This is a genomic window from Rhizobium sp. SRI_017 (assembly GCF_057586295.1).
Window position 1 is genome coordinate 108,846 of the sequence record NZ_JBYCZP010000015.1, and the last position, 23,252, is coordinate 132,097.

Here is a 23,252-nt window from a genome sequence, read left to right on the forward strand (position 1 = left end):
ATGTCGCTGATATCAGTCGAGGAAGCACTGCGCAGGCTGATCGACGGCGCGCAGCCGTTCGAACGGACTGAGACGCTCCCGCTGGCAACAGCATCTGGCCGCGTCCTCTCGGCGCCGCTCGCGGCCCGGTTGACGCAGCCGCCATTCGATAATTCCGCCATGGATGGCTATGCCCTTCGGGCCGACGATGTCGCCGAACTCGGCAACCACCTGCATGTGATCGGCGAGTCGGCCGCCGGCCGGGGCTTTGCAGGCGCAGTGGGCGCCGGAGAGGCCGTCCGGATCTTTACCGGAGCACCGATACCCGCGGGCGCAGACGCGGTGCTTTTGCAGGAAGACGCGAAAAAGCTCGACGGTGGATTTATCGAGAACGGTTTCGTGCTGAGCAAGGGTCGACATATCCGCCCGCGCGGCCAGGACTTTCTCGAAGGTGAGAAAGTGCTCCCGACGGGCACGTTGCTGGACGCGGGCAATCTCGTTGTCGCGGCCGCGATGAACCATGCCGAGGTCGACGTTTTCGCCAGGCCGCTCGTTGCGGTTATTGCCACCGGGGATGAGTTGGTACAAGTCGGCGGCCAGCCCGGTCCCCATCAGATCATCGCATCGAGTATCTTCGGCGTCTCGCATCTGGCGCGCCAGGCGGGGGCCGACGTGATCGATTTCGGGATCATCGCCGACGACCGAGCCGCGATCGAGGCCGCCGTCGACAAGGCCCGTGTGGCCGGTGCAGATGTGATCGTCACACTCGGCGGAGCGTCTGTCGGCGACCATGACCTCGTGCAGGCGGCATTGGTCGCTGCGGGTATGCAGCTCGATTTCTGGCGGATTGCCATGCGACCCGGCAAACCGCTGATGGTCGGCTCGCTTGGGCCCGCGCGCGTGCTCGGCCTGCCGGGAAATCCGGTGTCCAGCATGGTCTGCGCACTCCTCTTCCTAGAGCCGCTCATCGCCCATCTGGCGCGCCGCCCTGCCCCACATCGCCTTGCGACAGCGTTCACGACGACCGATCTTGCGGCCAACGATCAACGACAGGATTATCTGCGGGCGACGTTGCTGCGGCGCGAGGATGGGGAACTGGAAGCTCGCTCTTTCGGCAAGCAGGATTCATCGCAGATGAAAATCTTTGCCCGCGCCGACTGCCTGATCATCAGGCCGCCGCATGCCCCGGCTCTAGAGGCTGGCGCGCGCGGCCCGATCCTCATGCTGCGAGATCGCTAAGGGTCAATCCGGGACAATTGCCCGAGGGATCAGATGCTTGGCGCCTTCAAGCCGGCGGCAACGAATTGGACGATGCGGTCGATGCCGGAATCCAGGTCGGCCGTGTCGAAACGTCCCTCGGCGAGCGTTCCAATATCGTCCGTATATCCGGCCGCATGCTGGAACACACCGAATACACAGTGGAGACGCCAGTAGAAAGTCGCATCGTCGAGATGGCCGCATGCGCCACGAAGCAGATGCACGAAACGGTTTGTCGGCTCGGTAAAAATCTCCACCACGATCGCTCGGACTTCAGGTGCCGGGTCGGTGAGGATGCGGGTATATGTCCGGCAGAATAACGCTCGCTTTGCCGGATCCTCTCGATGGCTCAGGAAGGCAGGTTCGAAATAGGCGCGAAGTATGTCCTCGATCGAACTCGGGGACGCCGCAAGCACGTCAAAACGTGACATGCGATTTTCAATCATCGGCGCCATGCGCCGGGCGCAGGCCGCGCGGAAGAGGCTGGCTTTGCTGCCCCAATAGTAGTGCAGTGCACCGAGATTGGCCTTGGCCTCGTCCGCAATGGCGCGAATCTTGGCACCGGCGTAGCCGTTCTCCGCGAACTGGCGTTCTGCGGCGTCGAGAAATTCTGTCTCGGTTGTTTCCGCCAATCCGGCGGGGCTCCGCTTTCGCCGAGCAGTGGCAGCACCGGTTCTTGCGTTCATAGCTAATCTCTCGACTGGCGTTCCCTGCGCACGAATTCCCCGCTTCGCCAATCATATGTCCGATGAACATACCACGGCCGGTCTCCCTCACCCAAGGCGGAAAGGAGGCTAAATTGACGAATGTTTTCCGGATCGAGCCAAATTTCCACCGTTCCGGAACGGCGTAGCCCGTCCTGCGACAGGAGTTTCGCGCCGGAATGGCAATTGTCCCATGACAATCGCGCAGGAGTAATAATGAGGTCCGCCCGGTCGCATGCCGCGCCGACAAGCTCGCGCATTTGCACCACTATGATTCGGGTGCCGTTGCCGACGCGCGCGACGCACCACCTTTCATTCCGGCAGAGAAACCGGCCGTTCGGCAGTTTTTCGAGATCGCGCTCAAGCGTTGCCACTTCGGCGCGCCTTTCGATGTCACTGAGGATTTTCCTCTTTCGCGACCGTGGTGCCGACTCTTTCTCCAATGGCTTCACGTGACGCGTCACTGGCAAAGCGCGTTGCCATTGCTCGAAGATGAATCCGCTTGGCCGCGCCGCGGTCGTTGCAATTCGGTCGCCTTTGATCAACCCGACAAGCCGGCCGTCCTCGAAAACGACGATGTCAGGACGCGGTGCGCCCGGAACCATCCAGTTCGTAGCAAGGAGCAAGACGCCGCAAGACGCACTTACGATCCGGAGCCTTGATCGCAGAATGCCGGTGGCGATGAGGCAGATGGTCAGACCGACGAAGAGCCAGGCGTGGATGCGCCCGGTCACGACGTCACCGCCGAGCGAGGCTGCCCACTTGGCGATGACGATGACGAGATCAAGCCCCATACCCATCAGTTTCAGCGGCAACCAGTCGAGGCCGATCGGCATCAGGATAAGGGCGGCGAGCCCCGCCGGCATGACGACGATGCTGATAACAGGCATCGCGAGGAGATTGGCCGGCAGTCCCCACACGGCAATTCGATGAAAATGCTCTATCGAGAACAGAGCGGTCGAAAGCCCCCCGATGAGGGACGTCACGAAGACGCCGGTGGCGAATTTCCACAAGAAGGATAGCGGCCTCAGGAAGCCCGGCAACGTCGTCTCGATGCCACCCTCGCCACGCCGCTGCCACAAGGAATAGCCTGCGACAAGTGCCAGCGTCGCCGCATAGGACATCTGAAAACCCGGCCCCAGCACGGCCGATGGCGACAGCGCAAGGATGATGATAGCCGAGAGCGCAACATTCCTCAGACTGATCGCGGGCCGCCCAACGATCGCCGCCGTGAGTATGATCGCCATCATCAAATAGGCCCGCTCGGCCGAGACGGCGAAACCGGAGATCAGGTAATAGCCGGTAACCGTGACCAGCGCACCAGCGGCTGCGATTCTCTTGACCGGATAGCGATGCGCGACTTCCTGGCTCAAGCTGAGCAGCGCGCGAATGCCGACGAAGAATATGCCGGCTGCCAGCGCCATGTTCAGCCCGGAGATCGCAACGATATGCGACAGCCCGGCCAATCGCAGGGCTTCCGTCGTCTCCTCGCTGATGGCTCGCCGGTCGTCAGTCACCATCGAGGCAGCGAAGGCGCCTGTATCTCCCGGCAAGACCGCGCGGATGCGTGCGCTGATCGTGCCGCGCAGGTTCTCGAGCATCAGGCGGGCGCGCTGATAGAACGAGCGTGAATCTGGATTGACAGCCGCCACTGTCTCCGGCTTGCCGTAGAAGAAGCCGATGGCGCCCGTTCCTGAGAAATAGGCATCGAACGCGAAGTCGTTGAGGCCAACCAGCGCAGGTCCCGAAGGCGGCAGCAGCCGCGCCCTGCCCTGAACCGTCGTACCGAGCGCGATAGGTGCCTTTCCTCCTGAGGCCGTCAGCGTCACGCGTGCCGGCGCGCGTTTTAGATTCGGCTTTTCCGTACCGCTCACCTCGATGATGTAGCGCCACCGCCCACCGGCCACCGCCTCTCGACCAGTGACCGTCCCGGTGATCGTCGTGGTCACGGCGGTGTCCAGGATAACGGTGCCAACGCGTGAGGTCTCCCAGACGGCCAGCAGAGCTCCGACAGAGAGCAGTGCAAGCGCGGCGAAGGCGGCGCCCATCACAGGACGGCGATATCGCAGCGCCAGGGCACCAACCGAAAATAGCAGGGAGACGACAGCGATGTAGGCCGCCGACGGCGTCTCTGTCGCCGAGAACCACAAGACGGCACCGACGCCCATGAAAACCGGGCTCCAGTAGAAGAGATGGCCGAACTCGACTTCTTCCGCCACCCAGGACCGCAGCAGGTCGCCGACGCGGCCGATTAGATCGCGTAACCGGCGCGGCCCGCCTGAGACGCGTTCATGGTCGGTGGATGCGTGGCGGTTGAATGCTTCGGGCAGCAGATCAACCGCGTCGGGCCGCTCTCCGCGAACCGGCTTCAGCCTGTCAGCGATATCTCCCGCCCGTACCACGGCTACGCCTCACTGCCGCCGTCTGTGCCCAGGTCTATAGTGCAACCGACAGAGGAATTTGGCAACTACCGGCGGTACTGCGACAAATGGCCTGGAAGGGGCGCAATGTTGCGGAAAGCTTCAAACGATTAAATTTGGCGGCAATAAGATTCTCTTTGATTTCGGTGTATTGCGGTGCCAAAACTGCTGCGGCGATGCAACATTCATCCATTCGTATTGGTTGGCATAAGCACCGAGATATAATAGCAAAATCTCGAGATGGAGCGGTCCCCTCACCGCCCTCGACAGACCGGAGGCACTCATGGCTGATAAAAAAGCGGTTCTCACTATCAATGATACGTCGGTGGAGTTGCCGGTACGATCCGGGTCTATTGGTCCCGATGTCGTCGACATCACGCCGCTCTACAAGAACACGAAGTCCTTCACCTATGATCCCGGCTTCACGTCGACGGCGTCTTGTGAATCCAAGATCACCTATATCGACGGTGATGAAGGCATACTGCTGCATCGCGGCTACCCGATTGACCAGCTCGCTGAGCATGGCGACTTCCTCGAAGTCTGCTACCTGTTGCTCTATGGCGAACTGCCGAACGCCACCCAGAAGAAGGACTTCGACCATCGCGTCACGCATCACACGATGGTGCATGAACAGATGAGCCGCTTCTTCACCGGCTTCCGTCGTGACGCTCACCCGATGGCCGTCATGTGCGGCTGCGTTGGCGCGCTCTCGGCCTTCTATCACGACTCGACCGACATCACCGATCCGCACCAGCGCATGGTGGCGAGCCTGCGCATGATCGCCAAGATGCCGACGCTGGCTGCGATGGCCTACAAGTATCACGTCGGCCAGCCCTTCGTTTATCCGAAGAACGACCTCGACTATGCCTCCAACTTCCTGCGCATGTGCTTCGCCGTGCCTTGCGAGGAATATGTCGTCAATCCGGTGCTGGCCCGCGCCATGGACCGCATCTTCATCCTGCACGCCGACCACGAGCAGAACGCGTCGACCTCGACCGTCCGTCTGGCAGGCTCCTCGGGCGCCAACCCCTTCGCCTGCATCGCGGCTGGTATCGCCTGCCTGTGGGGCCCTGCCCATGGCGGCGCCAACGAAGCGGCGCTCAATATGCTGCGCGAGATCGGCACCGTCGACAAGATCCCGCACTATGTCGCCAAGGCCAAGGACAAGAACGACCCGTTCCGCCTGATGGGCTTCGGTCACCGCGTCTACAAGAACTACGACCCGCGCGCCAAGATCATGCAGAAGACCACGCATGAAGTGCTCGGCGAACTCGGCGTCAAGGACGATCCGTTGCTCGAAGTGGCGATGGAACTGGAGCGCATCGCGCTTTCGGACGAATATTTCATCGAGAAGAAGCTTTATCCGAATATCGACTTCTATTCGGGCATCACGCTGTCGGCGATGGGCTTCCCCACCGAGATGTTCACCGTTCTCTTCGCGCTCGCCCGCACCGTAGGCTGGATCGCCCAGTGGAACGAGATGATCGAAGATCCGGAACAGCGCATCGGCCGTCCACGCCAGCTCTATATCGGCGAGCCGCCGCGCGACTACATGCCGCTCTCCAAGCGCGGCTGAACGACGTTCTTGCAATTGGAAGGAGCTCGGCTACCCCGCCGGGCTTTTTCTTTGCGCATAATGCAGCGCAATCTCGGCCGCGACCGCATTGGCCGGCCTCTCTGTTGTCATCTTGGCATAGACGTCGTCGCAACCGGCAATCACTGCGGCCCGTTGCGGCGTATCGTCTGACAAGCGCTCCAGCATGCGGGCGAGCGTTTCGGGTCGAACGAACTCGTCATAGAATTCCGGGAACACGGGATAACCGGCGACAAGGTTGGGCAGCGCCGCCGACCAGGCCCGGATGCGGTTCAACATCAGACGAATGAAGAAATCGGTCTTGTAGGTTGAGATAGAAGGAATCCCGGCGAGCGCAAGCTCGAACAAAACGGTTCCGGCTGCCGCCAGCGCAGCATCTGCTGTTGCGAAGGCCGCCCACTTCCCGCCGTCTCCGGTCACGATCTCCGTCTTCACTGTCCAGTCGGCAACCGTTTCGCGGATCAGGCGCTCCTGGCCGGGAACGGCGGCGATGACGAACCGGTAGTCGCCGCGGGAAGCGAGGATCGAAGCCGTTTCGCCGAAGGTCGGTAGCAGCCGCGACGCTTCGGTCTTTCGCGAGCCCGGAAGCAGCAGGATCGCCTTCTCCCCCTCCCGAACCTTCCACTCGCGCTGCCTGTCCCGCACCTCCAGCAACGCAGGCAGCGTGCGCAGGCGATGACCGACATAGGTCGTGGGCGGACCGCCGAGCCGCTGCATCACGCCGGGCTCAAATGGCAATATGGCAAGCACATGATCGACAAAGGCCGTCATCCTCGCGGCGCGGTATTCCTTCCAGGCCCAAACGGTCGGGCTGACATATTGCACGATAGGCAGGCCGGGCAGTACCTTTCGCACGCGCTTGGCAACCCGATGGGTGAAGCCGGGGCTGTCGATGATGACGAGCACATCGGGCCTTGCGGCAATCACGGCATCCACGGTCTCGCGAATTCGGCGGATCAGATTCGGCAGACGCGGTATCACGGCCGTGATGCCCATGATGGCGATCTCCTCGAAGTCGAAGAGCGAATTCAGTCCTTCGGCAGCCAGAGCCGGGCCTCCCACGCCGACGAATGCAACGTCACCGCCCGTCAGTCGACGAATTTCCGATGCCATGCCTGCGCCGAGCAGATCGCCCGATATCTCGCCGGCTATAATGGCAACTTTCACCACTGGCCCGCTCCGACCGCCTCGGGGTCGATACCGACGATGAACAGGCCATGCTGGTCAGCGAAGTCGATGACGTCAGGCTGGTCGAGTATCAGGGACCGGCCGGCTTCGAGAGCAATCCCGGCGAGCCCGGCTGCAAGCGCGTGGGTGACCGTCGAAAGGCCTGCCGAGGGCAGATCGACCCGCATATCCTGTTCGGGCTTGCAGAGCTTGACGAGAACACCCCTCCGCCTGGCGGAAATCCTGCCGCGCGTCCGGAGTTCGTTGATCCGATCGATCATCGCATCTGTGCCCTCGGGCCCCTCCATTGCCACGACACGGCCGCCGACCGCAATCACGCCCTGCCCGATATCCAGTTCGCCGAGCAGGCGGGCCGCCTTGATCGACACCGTGATGTCGGCCCGAGCATGCTGGTCGGGCGCGTGTTTACCGAGCGATCCTATCTTCGCCACCAGCCCGGGCGCCACTTCATGGGCGCCGATCACGCGCATGCCCTGGCCCTCCAGGAGGCCGATGGCGGTCGTCAGGACAAGATTGTCGCCGCCATGCATCAGGGTGCCGACGAGTTTCGGAAGCCGCCAGATGGTACCGAGGTTGAGCCGGATCTCGTGCCACGCCGGCCGCAGCCTTACGCCGCCGGAGAGTACGATGCGATCGACGCCTGCCGACCGGGCTTTCGCCTTGAAGCCGGAAATATCGCCGATGCCGACCGCAAAGGCCTCGAAACCCGTCCAGTCGGCAGTGGATTCGCCGAGAAGCGGGAAGATCAACGGCTCTTCGCCATTCACGCGGGCGGCCTCGGCTACGCAAACCGGCAGTTTGCCGCTTCCTGCGACGATTGCCAGCCGGCCCTGCCCCGCCCGCCGGTCCATCAAGCGCTAACCTTTGTTGCGCTTGGGCGAAGAGAGCGCCCGGTCCGCATCGGCGGCGATGAAATCGAGAATCTCGATGACTTCCTTGCAATCCTCGAAGTCGGGACGGATCCTCTCCGCATTGGCGCGCGCCGAACCACCGCCTTCGAAGATCTCCTTGTAGGCCTTGCGGACGCGATGGATCGTCGCCCGCTCGATTCCGGCGCGGCTCATGCCCACGACGTTGAGACCCTCGAGCACACCGGGATTGCCATTGAGCATGCCATAGGGGATCACATCATAAGCAGCGCCGGAGAGGCCTCCGATGAATGCCTGGCGACCGATACGGCTGAACTGGTGCACCGCGGCGCCGCCGCCAATGATCGCGCGATCAGCGACCTTCACGTGTCCGGCGAGAAGCACGGCATTGGAGAGGATGATGTGGCTGCCGAGTCGGCAGTCATGGGCGACATGCGAGCCCGCGAGAAACAGATTGTTGCTGCCGACCACGGTGCGGCCGCCACCATCGACCGTACCGGTATTGATCGTCACATTCTCCCGCATCGTGCAATTGTCGCCGATCTCGAGCGTCGTCTCTTCACCCGCGTGGTGTACGCTCTGCGGTTCACCGCCGATGACTGCCATGGGATGGATCTTGCAGTTCCTGCCGATTGTCGTGCGGCCGGTCACGACGGCATGGCTCAACAGCGCACAGCCGTCGCCGAGCACGACCTTCGGCCCAACATGGCAAAAGGCGCCGATAGAAACATTGTCGCCGATCACCGCGCCGTCCTCGACAAGGGCGAGCGGATGAATACGAGCGGTAGAAGAAATCGTCATTAACCCTTACCTTGCGGAACCATCATGGCGCCAACGTCTGCCTCCGCGACCTTCTGGCCATCGACCAAGGCGTCGCAATGGAACTTCCAGATGTTTCCGCGCTGCTTCTGCTTCGTCACATGGAATTCGACGCGGTCGCCAGGCACGACAGGCTTGCGGAAGCGTGCGTTGTCGATCGTCATGAAATAGACCAGGTTGGTGTTTCCGCTGATCTTTCGGGCACAGATCGCGCCCGCCGTCTGCGCCATCGCCTCGATCAAAAGAACACCGGGCATGATGGGATTGCCGGGGAAATGCCCCATGAACTGGGGTTCGTTGGCCGTTACATTCTTGATGCCGATGGCGGAGTCGTCGCCGTTGATCTCGATGATACGGTCGACGAGCAGAAAGGGATAGCGATGCGGCAGAAGCTTCATGATCTCGAGAATTTCCGCCGTCCCGAGACTGGTCTTCACGTCCTCACTCATGAGCCTTCTTCCCCTTCCTTCGATTGAGCTCGGACTTTGCCAGCAGCTCTACCGAGTCGCGGAGAAAGTCCTTCATCGGTCTCGCCGGGATTCCACCATATTTTCCACCGGCAGGCAGGTCCGTTGCCACGCCCGTCATAGCCGCGAGTTGCACGCCGTCTCCGATCGTGACATGCCCGGCAATGCCGACCAAGCCGCCGATCAGGACACCATTGCCGATCCGTGTACTGCCGGCAATGCCGACGCCGGCAACGATGCCACAATGGCGACCGATCTGGACGTTGTGGCCGATAATCACGGAATTGTCGATCTTGGTACCCTCGCCAATGATGGTGTCGTCCATCGCACCGCGATCGATCGTCGTGTTTGCGCCGATTTCGACCTTGTCCTGGATGATGACACGTCCGATCTGCACAATCTTCTCGAAGCCGCCCGGGCCCGGTGCATAGCCGAACCCGTCCTGACCGATCCGCACACCGCCGTGGATGATGACCCCATTGCCGATATAGCTGCAGAGGATGCTGACCTGGGCACCGATCGAGCAATCGCGACCGATCTTGACGTGGGCACCGATGCTCGCGCCAGTCGAGATGCGCGTGCCGGCGCCGATTGAGGCATGCGCGCCAATAACGGCATAGGGTTCGACCGACACCCCCTCTTCCAACCGCGCCTCCGGATGAACCGTGGCAAGCGGACTGATGCCCGCGCCCGGCACATACTCCGCCGGCGTCATGGCAGCAGGATGAAGCAGCGCCCCTGCACGTGCGAATGCCAGATGCGGATTCTTGGTGAGAAGCACGGCGATATGACTGGGAATCAGCGGCGCCATCGCTTCGTCACAAATGATGGCGGTCGCCCGGCAGGTCTCGAGTTCCGACCGGCTCTTGCGGCTCAGGATATAGCAGACGTCGCCATCCGCGCCGCGATAGATCGGAGAGACCGACCGTACGACGTGGCCCGCCGACGTTGGATCCACCAACTGCAAGTCAAGCGCCCCGGCAAGATCCACCAGGCGCATCCCCTCGTGGGGTGGGAAAAATTCCGAAGGGATCATCTTTCTCCATCCCGGCGCCGACTCAGGCGGCGCCGGTCCGATAAATCAGAACGCGGTAGAGATACCGAACTTGAGGTTCTGAATAATGTCGTGATCCTGCTTCATGATCGGGATCGCATAGTCGACGCGAAGCGGACCAAATGGAGACGCCCAGATCAAACTAGCGCCCGTCGCGACGCGCCAGTCCATTCCGGCGCCCTTCAGCACGCCCTTGGTCGGCTCCTTGACCTTCACGTCGTTACCGAACAGCGTGCCGGCATCGACAAAGAAGCCGCCGCGGAAGCCCGAATCCTGCGGCACGCCCGGCAGAGGGAACGTCGTTTCAGCAGACGCGGTGAAATATGTCGTGCCCCCGATCGGGTCGCCGCGCATGCGCGGACCAATACCGGAGTCGGCAAAGCCGCGGATGTCGTTCGAGTCGAGTGCAAACTGGTCGAATACGTTGAGCGAAGTGCCATCAAGCGAGACGACATGGCCGGCGGACGCCGACAGCGAGCTGACCAGATCCATCTCGTCGGACAGCGTGTAGTAACCGCGAGCACGTGCGCTCACGCGGTAGAACCGCGAGTCGCCGCCGAGGCCAGCAATTTCCTGCGTCAGCGAAGCGAGGATACCTTCATGCGGCAGCATGGTGGAGTCGAGCGTGTTGTAGGTGACCGTATTGGAGACCGACGACTGAAGCCAGGGCGAACCATCGACCACGCGGCGATAGGGCTGCGACAGACGGTAATAGCTGTCCGAGGTATAACGCAGTTCCTTGTAGTTATACCGGAACGTTGTCGAGATATCATTGGTGATCGGTGCTGCCACCCGGAGCGAGAAGCCCTGGTCGGCGTAGGCGTAATTCTCCATGATCGAGCTCGACGACTTGAACAGGTCGAAACCAGCTGCCAGGCGATAGCCGAGGAAATAAGGTTCGGTAAACGAGATCGAGTAGTTGCGGGTCAGTGCACCACCGCTCGCCGACACGCGGATATACTGGCCGCGGCCGAGGAAGTTCTTTTCTTCGATCGACGCTTCGAGAATGAAGCCTTCGCCGCCTGTCGCATAGCCGGCGCCGATACCGAAGGCGCCCGTGGACTGGTCGGCAACATCGACGACAACGACGACACGATCCGGCGCACTGCCCGGCTGTGTCGTCACATCGACCTTCGAGAAATAGCCCAGGCGCTCCAGGCGGCGCTTGGCCTCGGAGACCTGCTCCTGATTATAGGCATCGCCTTCCGCCATGTCGAACTCGCGACGGATGACATAGTCGCGAGTCGCGGTGTTGCCGCGGATTTCGATCCGCTCGACATAGGCGCGTTCGCCCTGGTCGACGACGTAGTCGACGGCAATGGTCTTGTTCGCCATGTCGCGGTTGCCGCGCGGCGTGACGCGAGCGAAAGGATAGCCCTTGGCCGCAACGCGCTTGGAGATTTCCGACATGGAATCCTGCACGTCCTTGGCACGGTAGGTCTTGCCTTCCCGAGATTCGGTAAGCGCCTTGAGTTCTTCCGGATCCACGCCTTCAACGGTCGTCTCGACGGAAATCGGGCCGAACTCGTAGCGCTCGCCTTCATCGACCTGGAACGTCACGACATAGGTGTTCGTCGCCGGATCGAGAACAGCGTCCGACGACAGCACGCGGAAGTCGGCATAGCCATGATTGTAATAGAACTGGCGCAGTGCCTCTTCATCGGCACGCAGCTTTTCTTCCGAATAGATGTCGCGACGCGTGATGAACGAGAGGAGACCCGATTCCTTCGTGGCGATAACCGAATGAAGGCGGTAGTCGCTATAGGCGTTGTTGCCTTCGAAATTGATGACGTCGATCTTTGTGCGGCCACCTTCATTGATCACGAAAGCGAGGTTCAGGCGGCCATCACCGACCGCAACCGTCTGGGTGGTAATTTCCACATCCGAACGACCGATTTCGGCATAGGCATTGCGCAGGGCCTGCAGGTCCGCCTCGACGAGGGATTCGCTGTAAGGTCCGAGCGGCTGGGTCTTCACGAGAAGACGGAGTTTGTCGTCCTTAATCTTGCGGTTGCCGTTGAACACCACCTGGTTGATCAGCTGGTTCTCGTTGACGACGACAACGAGCGTGCCGCCGGAGACACTGATTCTGACATCCGAGAACAGGCCCGTCGCGTAGAGCCGCTTGATCGACTGGTCGATATCGGCGTTCGAGAAACTCTTGCCGGGCGAGATCGTCAGGCTGGAGACGACTGTATCTGCGCCGGTGCGGTCAGCGCCGCGAACCGAAATATTGCGGACCACCGCTGCCTCAGCGGCGACGGGCGAGACCAGCACCATTGTTCCGGCAGATGTCAAAACACCGGCGGTCATCGCAATGGCAGACGCCGCGTTCAGAAATCTCGAACCATTCATAAACTTCACACCCTTTTCCCGCTACCCGGACAGCACTTTTAGTGCCTTTCCGGGCCACTCCGCCGTTTTAACCGCTTTTCCCTTACAAGCAAGTGAGTTGGTTAAATTCTATTTACTTCGTTCGGAAGCGTGACGGAATCGCCACGCCAAGACCGAATTAAGGTAAATATTTCCTTGCCTTGTAATAGTCCGTTATCACCCGAGCCAGCCGGTTATGTTTCTCGTAATGTCGTTCCAGGTCACGAAGACCATCAGAGACAAAACCAAAAACATGCCGACCCTGAAGGCTATTCCCTGGGCCGTCTCCCCGACCGGTTTTCCCCTCAGTGCTTCAACCGCATAGAACATTAGATGGCCGCCATCAAGTACCGGGACCGGCATCAGATTGAGCAATCCGATCGATACCGACAGAACGGCCGCAAGATGCAAAAGCGCAATGATTCCAAGTGTCGCCACCTGCCCTGCCGCCTGCGCAACCGCGATCGGACCACCGAGCTGGTCAGCCTTCATGCGACCGGCGAAGATGTTGCCGATATAGCGGAAGGTGCCCGTGACAATGTGCCCCGTCTCCTTCACCGCTTCGACCGCAGCTCCCATCGGCGTAAAATGCACGACGCGCAGATTGCTGGCGGACTTGCTGGTCAGGATGCCGATGATGCCGAGCTCGATCCGGTTGCCGAAACGATCCTTGATCTCGGTGAGCTTTGGCGTGATCGGCACGTTGATCTCGTTGCCCTGGCGCCGGACTGTCAGCACCATCGGCACGCTTGGCCGTATGCTGACATAGCGCTGCACGTCGTCGAAGGTCTCGATCACGTTGCCGTCGATGCGCAGCAGCAGGTCGCCGGGAATGATGCCGGCCGCTGCCGCGGCACTGTCCTTGCTCACCTGGACGACAACGGGATCTGCGACATACTTGCCATAAGCCGTGAAGATCCCGGTGAGAATGACGATCGCGAGCAGGAAATTTGCGGCCGGGCCGGCCGCGACCGTCAGCGCCCGCTTCCAGAGCTTGGCGCCGGTGAATGTCTTGGCGCGCTCTTCAGGCGGCAATTCGTCGAGCGCCTCGAAATCAGGTGTGCTCGCAGCATCGGCATCGCCATAGAATCGCACATAGCCGCCGAGCGGAATCGCCGAAACCTTCCAGCGCGTGCCGTGTTTATCGGTGAAGCCCCAGAGTTCTGGTCCGAATCCGAAGGAAAAGGCGAGAATCTTGATTCCGCTCCAGCGGCCGACAAGATAGTGGCCCATCTCGTGAATGAAGACGATCAGTGAGATCACCAGCAGAAACGCCGGCACCATCAGCACCCATTGATTGCTCAGCATTCCACTCATGTCAGACGGTCCATATGATTTCGGTGGCTATTTGCCAGATATAATCTCGCCCGGGGCTGACCCCAAATGACCAGAGACGGCATTGAAGGCGAGCGTGCCGATAAAGGCAAGAAAACAAGCGAAAACGAGCCCATCGACCCGGTCCATGACGCCGCCATGGCCCGGAATGAGATGGCTGGAGTCCTTGACCCCGAACTTGCGCTTGACGAACGATTCGAAGAGATCGCCGATCTGCGAGAAGATCGACAGCAGTGCGGCGATCACGACGTGACCATAGGTCAGGTCGAAACCTGCCACCACAACGACGATGCAGCCAGCGATGATACCCGCAAGGGTGCCGCCGATGGCGCCCGACCAGGTCTTGCCGGGCGAGATGGGCGGCGCGAGCTTCGGCCCACCGATGGCGCGACCGACGAAGTAAGCCAGGATGTCGGTCGCCCAGACGATCGCGAAGATGAAGAGGATGCCGATCAACCCGGCTTCGCTCGATCCCCGCAAGGCAGTCAGGGAAACGCCCGACAGACCTGCATAGAAGATGCCGCCGGCCAGCCAGTAGCTCTTGCTGCGCACGGCCGCAATGATGATCGCGACGACCACGAAAGCGACCAGAATCACCAGGCTGCTGAAATAGCCGCTGTTGGCGCCGCGAAACAGAGTCTCGACTGCCACGACGACGACGCTCGCCCAGCCGAATGCGGTCAGCCGACTCGAAAGCTTCTGTTGGCCGGTGATCGACGTCCATTCATAGAAGATCAGCAGCGAGATCGCAGCGGCGACAAGCGCGAACACCATCCCGCCGATCCAAGTGGCAGCCAGCACGATTGCGGCCAGCACGGCGGCGGACATAATCCGCAACTGCAATTCCCGGCTCATCAGGAGACCGCCGCGGCGACGGACTTCACGCCACCGAATCGGCGGTCGCGGCGCGCATATGTCTCAAGTGCAGATAGGAAGATTTCCCGAGTGAAATCCGGCCAGAATTCCGGCACGAACAGCAGTTCGGCATAAGCCGCCTGCCAAAGCAGGAAGTTCGACAGCCGCTCTTCGCCTGAGGTGCGGATCACGAGATCGGGATCGGGCATGCCATAGGTATCGAGTTGGCGATCAAGCGCCACGGCATCGATGTCGGTCGCCCTGATTTCGCCGCTTACCACCTTGGCAGCCAACTTCCGTGCCGCGCGTGCGATCTCGTCCCGCGCGCCGTAATTGAAGGCGATGACCAGTGTCAGCCCGGTATTGTGGCGCGTCGTCTCCTCCGCCTCAAGCAGCAGCGGAAGAATATCACCGCGCAGATTTTCGCGAGAACCGATGACGCGAATCCGCACATTCTCAGCGTGAAGTTCGGCAAGGTCCCGACGAATGAAGGCCTTGAGCAGCCCCATCAGGTCATTGACCTCTGTCTCGGGCCGCGACCAGTTCTCGGAGGAGAAGGCAAAGAGCGTGAGATAGGAAATGCCAGCATCGCCCGCGACGCGGACGACTTCGCGCACAGCTTCGACGCCCTTGCGGTGCCCCATGGTTCTCGGCAGCCCGCGCTGCTGTGCCCATCGGCCATTGCCATCCATGATGATGGCGACGTGCTGCGGGATGCGAACCGGATGTCCGTTGATCATTGAGGTTCCGTCAGGCGAGAAGTGAGTTCTTTCAGCCAGGCAAGCGCTCAAATTGAAGCTGCCGCCTTTCGAAAGTCCTACACTTGCATGATTTCTCTTTCCTTGTCCTGAAGCAAGCGATCGATCTCGGAAATCGTGTCGTCGGTGAACTTCTGAACCTTGTCCGAGGTCGAACGGCTGTCGTCCTGACTCATCGACCCGTCCTTTTCGGCCTTTTTGAGGCTATCCATGCCGTCACGGCGAACATGGCGCGTAGCGACCTTGGCCTTTTCCGCATATTCATGCGCGACCTTGACCAAGGACTTGCGGCGTTCTTCGTTGAGTTCCGGCAGCGGAATGCGCATGTTCTGGCCTTCCACGATCGGGTTGAGGCCGAGATGGGATTCGCGGATCGCCTGCTCCACGGCCTTGACCATCGAACGGTCCCAGACCGAGACCGACAGCATGCGCGGTTCCGGAACGGTGATATTGGCGACCTGGTTCAGCGGCATGCGCGAGCCATAGGCTTCCACTGTAATCGGGTCCAGCACGTTGGCCGAGGCGCGGCCGGTGCGAAGGCTGGCGATATCGTGCTTGAAGGCATTCACGGCGCCTTCCATGCGGCGCTTCACTTCATTGAGATCAAAATTGGCCATGGTCCCACTCCTATTCCGGCCTTGACCCGGCATCCACCGGGAATCGAGCCGTTTCTATGTCAATTGTCCTTGACGATGGTGCGGCGGCCGCCGCCGGTCAAGATTTTCGAGAATTCGCTCTTTTCATGGATCGAGAAGACGATGATCGGAATATGATTCTCGCGAGCGAGTGCCACCGCAGCCACGTCCATGACGGCGAGGCCTTTTTCCAGCATCTCGGTATGCGTCAGGCTGTCGAAGCGAGTCGCATGAGGGTCCTTCTTGGGATCGGCAGAATAGATACCATCCACTTGGGTGCCCTTGAAGATCGCTTCGGCACCCATTTCAGCTGCACGCAAGGCTGCGGCAGAATCGGTCGTAAAGAACGGATTGCCGGTGCCGCCGGCGAAGATCACCACGCGGCCGAGCGATAAATGATAGAGCGTTGCGCGCTGCGAGAAGCTCTCGCAGATCTCCGGCATTGCGATCGCCGACAGCACCACCGTGTCGATATTGAGCTTGCGCAGTGACGTCGCCAGTGCCAGCGCGTTGATGACCGTCGCCAGCATGCCCATGTGGTCGCCGGTCACCCGGTCGCCACCCTTGGAGGCCACGGCAACGCCGCGGAAAATGTTGCCGCCGCCGACGACCACGCCCACTTCCACGCCGAGCGCCCTCGCCTCGGCAATATCCGCCGCGATCCGATCGGCAACGGCAACGTCGATCCCGAAGCCCTGGCTGCCCATCAGGGCCTCGCCGGACGCCTTCAAAAGTACGCGTTTGTAGATGGGGCTGGCTGTCATGGTCTCTCCCGTCACTTTGGGTCGGCACGGGCGGCGCCCGGCGGGGATGGCAGCGACGCTCTGCTGACTTTCGACGGCAAGATCGACTGTAGCCGGAAAGCACAAGCGGCGCTGGGCGCACCGCATGCAGGAATCGAATGCACTGGCAGTCGGCGATACACGAAGGGCACCGCGTTGTCACGCGATGCCCCGAGTTTTGTGCGCCTGTTCAACAGACGTGTATAATTACTTCTTGACGGCAGCTGCGACTTCAGCAGCGAAGTCCGTCTCTTCCTTCTCGACGCCTTCGCCGAGCAGGAGACGGGCCATGCCGGTCACTTCGATCGAGGCGCCAGCCTGCTTCTCGGCGTCCTTGATCGCCTGGCCGACAGTGATGTCGGGGTTGATCACGAAAGCCTGGGAGAGCAGCGCGACTTCTTCGAAGAACTTGCGCATACGGCCGTCCACCATCTTCTCGATGATGTTGTCCGGCTTGCCGGAGGCGCGCGACTGTTCGATGAACACATTGCGCTCGCGCTCGGCGACAGCGGCGTCGACTTCTTCCGGGCGGATCGCCAGCGGGTTGGTGGCAGCGATGTGCATGGCGACCTGACGGCCGACCGACCACAGCACTTCCTTGTCGCCGGCCGACTTCAGCGCAACCAGCACGCCGAGCTTGCCGATGCCGTCGCCGGCAGCGTTGTGGATGTAGGTGGCGACGGTGCCTTCGGAGACTTCGAGCAGTATCGAGCGGCGCAGCGTCATGTTTTCGCCGATCGTCGCAATCGCGTCCTTGATGGAGTCGTCGACCGACTTGCCGGTCGCCGGGTAGTTGGCGGCGGCGACAGATTCGACCTTGCCGTCGGTGCTCAGCGCCACAGCGGCAATGCCGCGGACGAGATCCTGGAATGCTTCGTTGCGGGCAACGAAGTCGGTCTCGGAATTGATTTCGACGACGACAGCCTTGTGGCCGCCAGAAGCGATGCCGATAAGGCCTTCAGCCGCAGTGCGGCCGGACTTCTTCTCGGCCTTAGAAATGCCCTTGGCGCGCAGCCAATCGACCGCGGCTTCCATATCGCCGGCGGTTTCGCTCAGCGCCTTCTTGCAATCCATCATGCCCGCGCCGGTACGCTCGCGCAGGGTCTTCACCATTTCAGCCGTGATAGTGCTCATTTCAAACCTCTTTATGTCCGGATGTGCCGGACGCTTGCCCGGACTGCCAGCTCCGGCGTTTCCGCGCGGAGTGTATCGAGATGCGTAACAGTCATGTGACAGACAGACGCATCCCAGAAACTTCAAAGGGCAAAGGCCGCTATCCCTGAGGTCGCAGCCTTTGCCCCGCGAATGGTCGAACGCTTGCCGTTATTCGGCGGTGGCGATCGCTTCTTCAGCAAGCGGCTCGGCGGCAGCGCCGAGATCGACGCCCGAAGCGCCCTGCTGACGGGAGATGCCGTCGAGAGCAGCACGAGCGAAGAGATCGCTATAGAGCGCGATGGCGCGCGAAGCATCGTCGTTGCCAGGGATCGGATAGTCGATCAGATCAGGATCGCAATTCGAGTCGATGATTGCGACAACCGGAATGCCGAGGCGCTTGGCTTCGTCGATCGCGATCTTTTCCTTGTTGGTGTCGATCACGACCATGAGATCGGGCGTGCCGCCCATGTTCCTGATACCGCCAAGAGCCTTTTCAAGCTTCTCGCGTTCGCGCTCGAGGGTCAGACGCTCCTTCTTCGAGTAGCCGGACGCTTGCGAGGACAGGATGTCGTCGAGCTTGCGAAGGCGGGCGATCGAGTTCGAGATCGTCTTCCAGTTGGTCAGCATGCCGCCGAGCCAGCGGGAGTTCACGAAGTACTGGGCCGAACGCTTGGCCGAGTCGGCGATCGGCTCGGAAGCCTGGCGCTTGGTGCCGACGAAGAGCACGCGGCCGCCACCGGCGACGGTGTCGCTGATGACCTTGAGGGCCTGATGCAGCAACGGAACGGACTGTGCGAGATCGATGATGTGAATGCCACCACGGTCACCAAAGATGAAAGGCTTCATCTTGGGGTTCCAGCGATGCGTCTGGTGACCAAAGTGAACGCCTGCTTCGAGAAGCTGGCGCATAGAAAAATCGGGCAATGCCATGCCTTGTTATCCTTTTCCGGTTGAACCTCCGTGAAGCTTGAAGCGGGATCGAAACCCTGCCACCGGGTGGAACCAGCCGGATTTCTCCCGGCAAGCCCCAGACTTCACGTGTGGAATGGCCGCGGCCTTAAACCGGAAGTGCTGAAAACGCAAGTCCGGACCACGAAAAAACTCGGAAACGCCGGCTTATTGGGCCGGGCACTTCGATTCCGGCAGAAAATCAAGCTTCACCAGATGACCCGAGAGAGCGAAGTCACCATAGTCCATGGTGAGATCGCGCGAGACGCCGTTGTCATAGAGCTTGAACGACATGCGGTAGGTCGGCAGGCCGTCCACCTTCTCATCGTTGAAATAGGCGATCGTCACTGGCCAGGTCTTCTCGTCCTTGAGCTTTCCGGCCGACTTTGCGTCCGGATCATCAGGCAGAACGCTCGTCTGAGAGCCGACGATCGTTGTCGTGAACACGGTCTTGTCGCCATTGTCGGACCCGTCGAAAACGCGCGCCTCGAAGAAATGCTTGCCGGACCGAGCCATCTTGATCACTTCGAGCATGTGCTCGGTCGGGAAGCGGCTCGGCTGGAGGTCGACCTGCTTTTCGCTTGGCGATGTCAGCGCAACCGTGATCTTGTCCTTCTGATCTTCGGCCAAGCCCTGCACCTCCTTGTCCAGCCGGTCATCGGTATAGGACTGGGATTCGAATTCAAATCTCCCGCCCTTGATGTCCTCGAAGGTCGTGCTGCGCTGGTCGGAGAGACGTTTCTCTTCGCCGACTTCCGTCTCGGTAACGAAGCGGAAATTGACCTTATAGCCCTCGCATTCCGAGCCCGTGAATTCATAGACCATTCGGCCAAACATCGACTTGATGCCCGCCTTTTCGGCAGCGTCCTTGAGCTGAAGATCATAGACGGCGCGGTGCGGCACCAGCCCGGAAAGCCCTTGCGCCATGGCTGCCGTCGCCACGCCGCCAAGAATCGTCGCATTGAGGGTCAGAAGGATAATCCGCTTCAATGCCATCCAATTCTCCTGTTGCACCGGGCTCTAATGCCGCTAATGAGAGTCGGCAGAGTAACCGTCATGAAAGTGGCGAAATATCTGATCCGTTCGACCGACAAAAGAAAAATCTTCCGGGAGAGTTCCTCATGAGCACTGAAATCGACGGCAAACTGGCTTCCCTGGGCATCGTGCTACCGGCCGCAGCAGCGCCTGCAGCCAATTATGTGCCTTATGTGCTCTCAGGCAACATGCTCTATATCTCAGGCCAGTTGCCGATGGAAGCAGGTGCGCTTGCCGTAACGGGCCAGCTCGGCGCTGGCGTCCATACGCCCGAAGGACAGCGTGCAGCGGAACTCTGCGCCGTCAACATCCTGGCGCAGGCCCAGGCGGCACTCGGCGATCTCGGTCGCATCAAGCGCGTGGTGAAGATTAACGTCCTCGTCTCGTCCACGCCTGATTTCTACGAGCATCATCTGGTTGCCAACGGTGCCTCCAACCTTCTCGCCCATGTTCTCGGCGATGCCGGCAAGCATGCGCGCGCCGCGGTCGGCATGGCGGCGTTGCCGCTCAATGCCGCCGTCGAGATCGATGCGGTGATCGAGGTCGCCTGATGCATGCCGAACTCGAGGCGCTGATCCGCCAGCCCGTCGCCCATCGCGGCCTCCACGACGGCAACCACGCCATCTGGGAAAACACGCTTTCCGCCTTCGAAGCCGCAATTGCGGGCGGCTTCGCCATCGAATGCGACCTGCAATATGCCGCTGATGCCGTTCCCGTCGTCTTCCATGATGACGACATGGAACGGCTCTGCCGGATGAAGGGCGACGTGCGCGCCAAAACCTCGGGCGAACTTGGACTGATGTCGATCGGCAGCACCAAGGACAAGGTGCCATCGCTTCCCAAGATGCTCTCACTGGTCCGCGGTCGCGTGCCCATCGTGCTCGAACTCAAGGGCCGCGACGGTGATGACGACGGGTTTGCGTCCTCCGTCATCGAGCTCATCGAAGACTACGAGGGGCCATTGGCGCTGATGAGCTTCGACCACTGGCTGCTGCGCGACCTCAAGGAAATTGGCACTCCCCGACCGATTGGCCTCACCGCCGAAGGTACCAAACCCGAGGATTTCATCGTCCATGAGCAGGCCATGTCGCTGGGCCTCGACTTTATTTCCTACAACATCATGCATTTGCCCAACGACTACATTACATTGCAGCGCAGCAAGGGCCTGCCCGTCATCACCTGGACGGTGCGCAATGCCGCTCAACAGGCGCATAGCGCGGCCCATGCCGAGCAAATCACCTTCGAGGGCTTCGACCCGGCATAGGATTGGCGTTGGATATCAGCATCGTTTCCTCGTTCAAGGAGATCCGGCCCGAGCGCTGGGCAGCGCTTGCCGGAGCCTCAAAGACAAATTTAGAAAACCCTTATAACCCATTCACATCACACGCCTATCTGTCTTCTCTCGAAGAGTCTGGTTCGGCCACTCCGAAGGCTGGATGGCAAGGGCGGCACGTGCTGATCGAGGAAGACGGCGCGCTCGTTGCCGCCACTTTCGGTTACGCCAAGAGCCACAGCCAGGGCGAATATGTCTTCGACCACGGCTGGGCCGACGCCTTCGAACGCGCCGGCGGGCGCTATTATCCGAAGCTACAGCACAGCGTCCCCTTCACGCCCGCCACCGGCCCTCGCCTCCTGACCATCAACGGTGGCGATCGGCCTCGTCTCATGGCGGCACTTGCCGAAGCGGTGAAGGAAGAAACCCGCTCTCTCGGCCTGTCTTCCGCCCATTTCACCTTTCTGCCCGACGGGGAATGGGAAGTGTTGGAGGCGCACGGCTATCTCCACCGTACCGACCAGCAATTCCATTTCGCCAATGCCGGTTACGGCACGCACGAGGATTTCCTCGAAACTTTGGCCTCCCGCAAGCGCAAGGCGATCCGGCGCGAACGGCGTGAGGCCTTGTCGAACGCCATCTCGATCGACTGGCTCACGGGCAGCGACATCACGGAACCGATCTGGGACCAGTTCTTCGCTTTCTACATGGATACCGGCAGCCGCAAATGGGGCCGGCCCTATCTCACGCGGGACTTCTTCTCGCTGATCGGCGAGCGCATGGCCGACGACATCCTGCTGGTGATGGCGAAACGCGAGGGGCGCTACATCGCAGGCGCGATCAACTTCATTGGCTCGGATGCGCTCTATGGACGTCACTGGGGATGCGTCGAGGACCATCCCTTCCTGCATTTCGAGGTCTGCTACCACCAGGCCATCGACTTCGCTATCGCCCGCAAACTCGATCGCGTCGAAGCTGGCGCACAGGGCGAACACAAGCTCGCGCGGGGTTATCTGCCCGTGACCACGCATTCTGCACATTTCATCGCCCATCCGGGCCTGCGCCGCGCCATCGACGACTATCTCAAGCATGAGCGTGCCGATGTCGAAGCCGTTGGAAACTACCTCCGCGATCATGGCCCTTTCCGCAAGAATCTGGTCGAAGAGCAGGATTGATCCAGAAGGCCCGCGCCGGGCATTCGGCTGAAAGACTTGAAACGAAAGAGTTTCCGGTTCACCTTAGGCCAAACACTGCGGGAGAGACATCCATGCACGGGACGCCATACGAACCGGACAACATCTTCGCCAAGATCCTGCGCGGCGAGATCCCCTGTCATGCAGTTTATGAGGACGAACATACGCTTGCCTTCATGGACGTGATGCCGCAATCGAATGGCCATACGCTCGTCATTCCCAAGGTCCCGTCCCGCAATCTGCTCGATGCCGACCCGACCACTTTCATGTGGTTGATGCCCACCGTGCAGAAGATCGCCCGCGCCGCCAAGCGCGCCTTCCATGCCCATGGAATCCAGGTTATTCAGTTCAACGAAGCGCCTGCCGGCCAGACCGTTTTCCACCTGCATTTCCACGTCGTTCCGATTTATGAAGGCGTCGAGCTTAAGCATCACAATCGTTCGCATGAGGATGGCGGTCAGCTCGCGCACAATGCCGAACTGATCCGCGAGGCCATGAAATTCAGTTCATGAAATAACCACGATCGGGTGCGACCCCGGGTCCACTGATCGAAGGACCG

22 protein-coding genes are annotated in these 23,252 nt (G+C 60.8%); 6 read left to right on the forward strand and 16 right to left on the reverse strand.

What is annotated here, in order from left to right:
• The gene (locus AC2YI2_RS26560; RefSeq protein WP_487389540.1) at positions 1-1,218 is read left to right on the forward strand and encodes a molybdopterin molybdotransferase MoeA; all 1,218 of its coding nucleotides are present in this window, start codon (positions 1-3) and stop codon (positions 1,216-1,218) included.
• Positions 1,219-1,247: 29 nt separating this feature from the next.
• On the opposite strand, the gene AC2YI2_RS26565 is transcribed toward AC2YI2_RS26560, so the two are convergent.
• Complete coding sequence (locus AC2YI2_RS26565) at positions 1,248-1,868, reverse strand: TetR/AcrR family transcriptional regulator (protein ID WP_487389541.1); 621 nt, start codon at positions 1,866-1,868, stop codon at positions 1,248-1,250.
• A 56-nt stretch (positions 1,869-1,924) separates the two neighbouring features.
• On the reverse strand, positions 1,925-4,342 hold the full coding sequence (locus AC2YI2_RS26570) for a ComEC/Rec2 family competence protein (RefSeq protein ID WP_487389542.1): 2,418 nt from the start codon (positions 4,340-4,342) through the stop codon (positions 1,925-1,927).
• Between the two features lie 301 nt (positions 4,343-4,643).
• Between AC2YI2_RS26570 and gltA the strand changes: the two genes are divergently transcribed.
• Positions 4,644-5,936 (forward strand): citrate synthase, encoded by a 1,293-nt coding sequence (gltA, locus tag AC2YI2_RS26575; protein WP_487389543.1) that lies wholly within the window; start codon positions 4,644-4,646, stop codon positions 5,934-5,936.
• Between the two features lie 30 nt (positions 5,937-5,966).
• Here the strand turns inward: gltA and lpxB are convergent, their stop codons facing one another.
• From lpxB to AC2YI2_RS26645, 14 genes are all read right to left on the reverse strand, one after another.
• Complete coding sequence (gene lpxB / locus AC2YI2_RS26580; protein WP_487389544.1) at positions 5,967-7,121, reverse strand: lipid-A-disaccharide synthase; 1,155 nt, start codon at positions 7,119-7,121, stop codon at positions 5,967-5,969.
• Positions 7,118-7,993: an LpxI family protein gene (locus AC2YI2_RS26585; protein ID WP_487389545.1), complete on the reverse strand. Its 876-nt coding sequence runs from the start codon at positions 7,991-7,993 to the stop codon at positions 7,118-7,120. The genes lpxB and AC2YI2_RS26585 overlap by 4 nt, the downstream gene beginning before the upstream one ends.
• A 6-nt stretch (positions 7,994-7,999) precedes the next feature.
• Complete coding sequence (lpxA, locus tag AC2YI2_RS26590) at positions 8,000-8,812, reverse strand: acyl-ACP--UDP-N-acetylglucosamine O-acyltransferase (RefSeq protein WP_487389546.1); 813 nt, start codon at positions 8,810-8,812, stop codon at positions 8,000-8,002.
• The gene (gene fabZ, locus AC2YI2_RS26595; protein WP_487389547.1) at positions 8,812-9,279 is read right to left on the reverse strand and encodes a 3-hydroxyacyl-ACP dehydratase FabZ; all 468 of its coding nucleotides are present in this window, start codon (positions 9,277-9,279) and stop codon (positions 8,812-8,814) included. Before fabZ ends, lpxA begins: the two co-directional genes overlap by 1 nt.
• On the reverse strand, positions 9,272-10,333 hold the full coding sequence (lpxD, locus tag AC2YI2_RS26600; protein ID WP_487389548.1) for a UDP-3-O-(3-hydroxymyristoyl)glucosamine N-acyltransferase: 1,062 nt from the start codon (positions 10,331-10,333) through the stop codon (positions 9,272-9,274). Before lpxD ends, fabZ begins: the two co-directional genes overlap by 8 nt.
• A gap of 45 nt (positions 10,334-10,378) precedes the next feature.
• Positions 10,379-12,706 (reverse strand): outer membrane protein assembly factor BamA, encoded by a 2,328-nt coding sequence (gene bamA, locus AC2YI2_RS26605; RefSeq protein ID WP_487389606.1) that lies wholly within the window; start codon positions 12,704-12,706, stop codon positions 10,379-10,381.
• 195 nt (positions 12,707-12,901) lie between these two features.
• Entirely contained in the window at positions 12,902-14,041 is a 1,140-nt protein-coding gene (rseP, locus tag AC2YI2_RS26610; RefSeq protein ID WP_487389549.1) for an RIP metalloprotease RseP, read from the reverse strand.
• Positions 14,042-14,068: 27 nt separating this feature from the next.
• Positions 14,069-14,914, reverse strand: a complete 846-nt coding sequence (locus tag AC2YI2_RS26615; RefSeq protein WP_487389550.1) for a phosphatidate cytidylyltransferase — start codon at positions 14,912-14,914, stop codon at positions 14,069-14,071.
• Complete coding sequence (locus AC2YI2_RS26620; RefSeq protein WP_487389551.1) at positions 14,914-15,654, reverse strand: isoprenyl transferase; 741 nt, start codon at positions 15,652-15,654, stop codon at positions 14,914-14,916. The genes AC2YI2_RS26615 and AC2YI2_RS26620 overlap by 1 nt, the downstream gene beginning before the upstream one ends.
• A gap of 77 nt (positions 15,655-15,731) precedes the next feature.
• Positions 15,732-16,289, reverse strand: a complete 558-nt coding sequence (gene frr / locus AC2YI2_RS26625; protein WP_487389552.1) for a ribosome recycling factor — start codon at positions 16,287-16,289, stop codon at positions 15,732-15,734.
• A 59-nt stretch (positions 16,290-16,348) separates the two neighbouring features.
• Positions 16,349-17,071, reverse strand: coding sequence for a UMP kinase (gene pyrH, locus AC2YI2_RS26630; protein WP_487389553.1), 723 nt, complete (start codon positions 17,069-17,071; stop codon positions 16,349-16,351).
• A gap of 225 nt (positions 17,072-17,296) precedes the next feature.
• Positions 17,297-18,223, reverse strand: a complete 927-nt coding sequence (tsf, locus tag AC2YI2_RS26635) for a translation elongation factor Ts (RefSeq protein WP_487389554.1) — start codon at positions 18,221-18,223, stop codon at positions 17,297-17,299.
• Positions 18,224-18,412: 189 nt separating this feature from the next.
• A complete protein-coding gene (rpsB, locus tag AC2YI2_RS26640) occupies positions 18,413-19,174 on the reverse strand; it encodes a 30S ribosomal protein S2 (protein WP_487389555.1) in 762 nt (253 codons plus the stop codon).
• A gap of 186 nt (positions 19,175-19,360) precedes the next feature.
• Positions 19,361-20,188: a cell envelope integrity EipB family protein gene (locus AC2YI2_RS26645; protein WP_487389556.1), complete on the reverse strand. Its 828-nt coding sequence runs from the start codon at positions 20,186-20,188 to the stop codon at positions 19,361-19,363.
• Between the two features lie 125 nt (positions 20,189-20,313).
• Here AC2YI2_RS26645 and AC2YI2_RS26650 point away from each other — a divergent pair, with 125 nt between their 5' ends.
• From AC2YI2_RS26650 to AC2YI2_RS26665, 4 genes are all read left to right on the forward strand, one after another.
• The gene (locus AC2YI2_RS26650; protein WP_487389557.1) at positions 20,314-20,778 is read left to right on the forward strand and encodes a RidA family protein; all 465 of its coding nucleotides are present in this window, start codon (positions 20,314-20,316) and stop codon (positions 20,776-20,778) included.
• Positions 20,778-21,491, forward strand: a complete 714-nt coding sequence (locus AC2YI2_RS26655; protein ID WP_487389558.1) for a glycerophosphodiester phosphodiesterase family protein — start codon at positions 20,778-20,780, stop codon at positions 21,489-21,491. Before AC2YI2_RS26650 ends, AC2YI2_RS26655 begins: the two co-directional genes overlap by 1 nt.
• Positions 21,488-22,675, forward strand: a complete 1,188-nt coding sequence (locus AC2YI2_RS26660; RefSeq protein ID WP_487389607.1) for a GNAT family N-acetyltransferase — start codon at positions 21,488-21,490, stop codon at positions 22,673-22,675. Before AC2YI2_RS26655 ends, AC2YI2_RS26660 begins: the two co-directional genes overlap by 4 nt.
• 92 nt (positions 22,676-22,767) lie before the next feature.
• Positions 22,768-23,205: an HIT family protein gene (locus AC2YI2_RS26665; protein ID WP_487389559.1), complete on the forward strand. Its 438-nt coding sequence runs from the start codon at positions 22,768-22,770 to the stop codon at positions 23,203-23,205.
• Positions 23,206-23,252 lie beyond the last annotated feature (47 nt).

Bases quoted from the DNA above. Each gene is read 5' to 3' on its own strand.
- AC2YI2_RS26560 (WP_487389540.1), top strand. From the start codon at position 1: ATGTCGCTGATATCAGTCGAGGAAGCACTGCGCAGGCTGATCGACGGC.
- gltA (WP_487389543.1), top strand. From the start codon at position 4,644: ATGGCTGATAAAAAAGCGGTTCTCACTATCAATGATACGTCGGTGGAG.
- AC2YI2_RS26585 (WP_487389545.1), bottom strand. From the start codon at position 7,993: ATGGACCGGCGGGCGGGGCAGGGCCGGCTGGCAATCGTCGCAGGAAGC.
- lpxA (WP_487389546.1), bottom strand. From the start codon at position 8,812: ATGACGATTTCTTCTACCGCTCGTATTCATCCGCTCGCCCTTGTCGAG.
- fabZ (WP_487389547.1), bottom strand. From the start codon at position 9,279: ATGAGTGAGGACGTGAAGACCAGTCTCGGGACGGCGGAAATTCTCGAG.
- lpxD (WP_487389548.1), bottom strand. From the start codon at position 10,333: ATGATCCCTTCGGAATTTTTCCCACCCCACGAGGGGATGCGCCTGGTG.
- bamA (WP_487389606.1), bottom strand. From the start codon at position 12,706: ATGAATGGTTCGAGATTTCTGAACGCGGCGTCTGCCATTGCGATGACC.
- rseP (WP_487389549.1), bottom strand. From the start codon at position 14,041: ATGAGTGGAATGCTGAGCAATCAATGGGTGCTGATGGTGCCGGCGTTT.
- AC2YI2_RS26615 (WP_487389550.1), bottom strand. From the start codon at position 14,914: ATGAGCCGGGAATTGCAGTTGCGGATTATGTCCGCCGCCGTGCTGGCC.
- AC2YI2_RS26620 (WP_487389551.1), bottom strand. From the start codon at position 15,654: ATGATCAACGGACATCCGGTTCGCATCCCGCAGCACGTCGCCATCATC.
- frr (WP_487389552.1), bottom strand. From the start codon at position 16,289: ATGGCCAATTTTGATCTCAATGAAGTGAAGCGCCGCATGGAAGGCGCC.
- pyrH (WP_487389553.1), bottom strand. From the start codon at position 17,071: ATGACAGCCAGCCCCATCTACAAACGCGTACTTTTGAAGGCGTCCGGC.
- tsf (WP_487389554.1), bottom strand. From the start codon at position 18,223: ATGAGCACTATCACGGCTGAAATGGTGAAGACCCTGCGCGAGCGTACC.
- rpsB (WP_487389555.1), bottom strand. From the start codon at position 19,174: ATGGCATTGCCCGATTTTTCTATGCGCCAGCTTCTCGAAGCAGGCGTT.
- AC2YI2_RS26645 (WP_487389556.1), bottom strand. From the start codon at position 20,188: ATGGCATTGAAGCGGATTATCCTTCTGACCCTCAATGCGACGATTCTT.
- AC2YI2_RS26650 (WP_487389557.1), top strand. From the start codon at position 20,314: ATGAGCACTGAAATCGACGGCAAACTGGCTTCCCTGGGCATCGTGCTA.
- AC2YI2_RS26655 (WP_487389558.1), top strand. From the start codon at position 20,778: ATGCATGCCGAACTCGAGGCGCTGATCCGCCAGCCCGTCGCCCATCGC.
- AC2YI2_RS26665 (WP_487389559.1), top strand. From the start codon at position 22,768: ATGCACGGGACGCCATACGAACCGGACAACATCTTCGCCAAGATCCTG.